Annotated in this window: 3 protein-coding genes; all 3 read right to left on the reverse strand. The window is 71.4% G+C overall.

Going from position 1 to position 4,105, the window contains the following annotated elements; all coding sequences use genetic code 11:
- A partial coding sequence (locus GM672_RS27235) for a peptidoglycan-binding protein (protein WP_155473628.1) occupies positions 1-3,014 on the reverse strand: 3,014 nt, incomplete at its 3' end.
- Positions 3,011-3,598 carry a hypothetical protein gene (locus GM672_RS27240; RefSeq protein ID WP_155473629.1) on the reverse strand — a complete coding sequence of 196 codons (588 nt, stop codon included), beginning with the start codon at positions 3,596-3,598 and terminating at the stop codon, positions 3,011-3,013. The genes GM672_RS27240 and GM672_RS27235, both read right to left, overlap by 4 nt.
- 4 nt (positions 3,599-3,602) lie before the next feature.
- Positions 3,603-4,105 (reverse strand): DUF1308 domain-containing protein (locus tag GM672_RS27245; RefSeq protein WP_155473630.1); only part of this gene is annotated, 503 nt, incomplete at its 5' end.

Raw genomic sequence — 4,105 nt, forward strand, 5'->3', positions numbered from 1 at the left:
CCCAGGTCGCCCCCGCCCAGCCGTGGCGCGCTGGCGAGACGGTCGACGTCGCGCGGCGCCAGGCCGGTGCGGCGGGCCAGGCGCAGCACCCGGTGCACGCGGTCCAGCACGGCGTCATCGAGATGCTGGATTTCCTTGCTGGCCAGGTCGCAGCTGGAATCTAGGTGGCGGATGAACAGATCCAGGCCGCCGGCGATCCAGGGCCGCGCCAGCAGCGGCTCGACCCCGGCATAGTCCAGGCCAGTGCGGTCCAGGAAAATGTCGAGCCGCTTCATCGTGCTGGCGGCCGCCGGTCCCGGCACGCCCCAGATGGCCGGCTGGTCGGCCACCGCAGCCGAAAAGACCAGGCGCCGCTCCGCCGGAGTTAGGCCGAGGACTTCCCCGGCCAGCACCTCCGCACCTGGCGCCGCAGGCGTCTTCAATGCCCGCATCAGGTCCGCCCGCGCGGAGCCGGCAGCGTTCAGCAACGCCACGGTCTCGGCGTGGAACAGGTCGAACGGCAGGCCGAAAGCTGCCTTGCCGGCGGCCAGCAGCATATGCGCGTCGGCGTTTACGTATTCCGGCGCGGCGGCGCGTTCGGCCGGCGTGCCGTGGGTCTGGCGCAGCCGCCGCAAGGTCCAGTTGGGCGCCGGGCCGTCGACCGCGATGGCGATGCCGGGATCGCGCAGCATGAAGCGGTCGCCCGCGTAGGGGCCGTACAGCACGGCGTTGTCGAGAATCTGGAAGCCGGCGGCCCGCACCGCTGCCAGCAGCGCGGCCGGGGCGCGGCCCGCGGCAAGCGTGGCGGCATTGAACGTGAAGCCGGCATCGGGCGCCACCATTTCCTCCAGCAGCTCGCAGACGATATCGATATGCGGGACCGGCACTTCGGCATTCGCGCAATCGAGGTCGATCTGGCCGAGGTCGGGCCGCCGCGCGAACAGGATCTCGCGCGCGCTGCGCGTGCTGGGCGAAGGCGTGACGGTGGTGTCGCGCACCAGGCGGTTGCGCAGGAAGCGCATGATGTCGGCAAAGTAGGCGGCCGGGCCGTAGATCGACCGGCAGTGCGCGCAGGCGCAGGCATCGCCGGCGCCGAACAGGCTGGCCAGGTCCGGATGTTCCAGCGCCAGCGCCTGGAAGCTGGCCCGCAGCGAAGCGGCCGACTCGCCTTCCAGTGCCGCCGGCCAGTCCAGCGTGCGCAGGTTGGCCGCCACCGTCAAGGCAGCCAGGTTGCGGTTGCTGGCCGCCTCGAACATGTCGGCAGCACGCGCGGCACCGAGGCCGGCGGCGCGGCGGGCATCGCGCACGAACTGGCCACGGCCGGCAGCCACGATGGCGGCGGCGGAATCATAGCCGGCTGCCAGCAGCGCCTCGGTCTTGCGGTAATCGCCCGCCAGCTGGAACACGCGCTGGACCCGCTCCACGCCATCGAGCACCGCGGCGGGCACCTGTTCGTCGCCCGCCGCCTTCAGGAACGGCCGCAGCTTGTGCCGGCGCAGGTCGAAATCGGGATGGCGGTCGAACAACGCTGCAATGCCCTCGCTCTCCGGCACAGCAGCCGGCTGGCGCCGCCCAAGTTGCGCCGCGAACGCCGCCGTCGGATAGCGTTGCTCGAAGCGGCGCACGATGGCCGAGGCCTGGCGCCGCGCCGACGCCGCCGACGCCGACGATATCGGCGCACCGCCCAGCCGCAGGTTGCCCCGCTCGATCATGGCGCTCCAGTCCTTGCGTTCGAGCTGGGCCAGCTTGCGCACCTGCTCCGGCGTGCCCGCGCCGGCACCTTCCACCACCTCGCTCACCAGGCCCGGGTGCAGGCCGAGCAGGTCGGCCAATCCCAGCCGGGCTTGCGCCTCGGGCCGGTCGGACAGGGAGAAAATGCCCGCCATGTCGAACCGTTCGAACAGTCCCGGCAGGCCGTTGACGTCGATGGCCGTCAGCAGCGAGACCAGGTCGGCTTCGCGCCCGGCCCCGACGACGCCATCGAGGACGGCCGCCACGCGCTGCGGCAGTTCATGGTCGACATACTTGCGCGCTTCGTCACGCCATTGCTGCAGGCGTTCATGGATGGCGCCGGCCTGCTCCAGCAGCTCCGGCCCGATCAGGTGCTTGCGCACGGCGCGGCGCAGGACGCGCTGGCTGTCCTTCCCGTCGAGCAGGACGGCCTCGAACAGCACGGCGCGCGTGGGCGTACGCAGGTCGACCGGCGTCAGCACCGCCCCGGCACGGCCGTCGCCGACACCGTGCAGGCCATCCTCGCGCAGCAGCCCATAAAAGTACGCGGCCGGCAGCTCCGCCAGATCGCCGACCCGAGCAGCCATGGCGAAATGTCCCAGGCGCTCCAGGTCGATGCCGCTCTCACGAGCCAGGAAATCGACTTCGTCCGAGGCCGGGTCCTCGCCGATGGCGGCCGGCCCGACATCGCCTGTCAACCCGGCGAGGGTCGCCGCGATGCAGGCGAATTCGGACGGCACCGCGCCATCGGGCAAGCTGACCACGGCGTCCAGCCGTATATCGCGCGGCGCGTTCATCGCCAGCTCGGCGCTGCGTGATGCGTACAGCTGCATCTTGCCGTCGCCGGTATGGATGCGCAGGCCGACGTCGGCCAGGCCCTTTTCCGCGCGCACCGCATCGGCGGCCCGGTAGACGATGCGATAGCGTCCGCCATCGTCGGTGACGGCCTTGCCCAGCTCCTGTTCGGCGCGGAAATCGCGGTCGATGGCCGTCACCAGCAGGCCGCCCACGGCACTGCCGTCCGCCAGCGCGATCACGCCATGCACCACCCTTTCCAGCGCCAGGTCGTGCTTGCGCAACAGCGCCAGCGCGTCCAGGTCGAGGAAAGGCTCATCCGGCAGCTCGTTCTGGCGCCGCCAGCGCCGCACGGCCTCCACGGTGGACGGGCCGTAGTGCCGCGCGTCCCGTTCGGACTGCGCGACCGGATAGTCCAGTTCCGCCAGCATGGCCTGGGCGGCGGCCACGTCGGAGCCTTGCGCGCCCGGGTAGAGGGGCGACTGGAACGATATGCGTTGCGTGTTCATGATGCATCTCCTTTGTTCGGCGGGATCCGGGAGGCGTCGAGTCGTTGCCGCATCGCGGCCACGGCTTGCGCCGGTACCGCCAGGACCTTGTGCAGGCCATCGATATCGCCTGCCACCAGGTGCAGGGGGCGTCCCGTCAGCGCGTGCAGCAGGATGGCGATATCGCCGCGCGCGCGGCCCTGCTCGTGCAGGACGTCCAGCAGTGCCACGTAGTCGGCCAGGCCTACCTGGCCATCCGGGAAGGTGTGCAGCAGGTGGCGCCAAGGCGCGCGCAGCGCCGGCGTGACCAGCCCGTGCGGCAGGAACACCGGTGGTGCCGCCGGCGCCGTGGCGGCCGGTGCCAGCAGCCGTTCGCGTACCCGGGCCAGCGCCGCGTCGGACACTTGCGCGCCCTGCGGATCGACCGTCACGCCGGCCGAGAAAGGTGCCAGCAGCGCCGCGATGTCCGATGCCGGAAGACCCGCGCCGTCGAGCAGCGCGGCCACGGCCGGCAGGTCTGGCGGCGCCACGATGGCGCCATAGGCGGCCCGCAGCATGGCTTCGTATGCCTGCCAGCGCGCGCCGGACGTCGATATCGGTGTCATGTCCTTACTCCCCAAAACGCGCCCCGGGCTGGAACACGGTGATATTGAGCCGCAGGCCCTGCGCCGCGGCGGCGTTGCGGAAGGCCGCATCGCCCGTGATGATTTCCATGTTCATCGCGTCGGCGGTACCGAAGATGAGCCGGTCGTTGATGCCGAAGGCACCTGTCTGCGCCATGGCCATCACGCGGGCCGAAGGCGCGTCCGGCACCACCGTCAGTTGCGACATCAGCATCATCGCCGCCGCGATTTCCGCCGTGTTGGCCCGCGCCATGACGGACGTCTCGAACTCCGCCAGCGCGGTCGCACTGGTAAACAGCTGCCGCCCCCGTACCAGCGCGATCACGTCGATGCGGCGCATCGCCAGTGCGATCATGGCGCTGTTGTCGAGGAAGACGCCGCCACGGCGCCGCTCCTCTTCGTCCGGCGGCGGCGGCGGTGGTGGCGGCGGGCGGTCGTCCTCGAACGGCCGGTCCTCCGGACGCGGCCGGTCGCGGCGCCAGCGCCGCG

The organism is Pseudoduganella buxea, from assembly GCF_009720835.1.
GTDB classification, from domain to species: Bacteria; Pseudomonadota; Gammaproteobacteria; order Burkholderiales; family Burkholderiaceae_D; genus Rugamonas; species Rugamonas buxea.

Coding starts and splice junctions, on each gene's coding strand:
- GM672_RS27240 (WP_155473629.1), bottom strand. CDS start 3,598: ATGACACCGATATCGACGTCCGGCGCGCGCTGGCAGGCATACGAAGCC.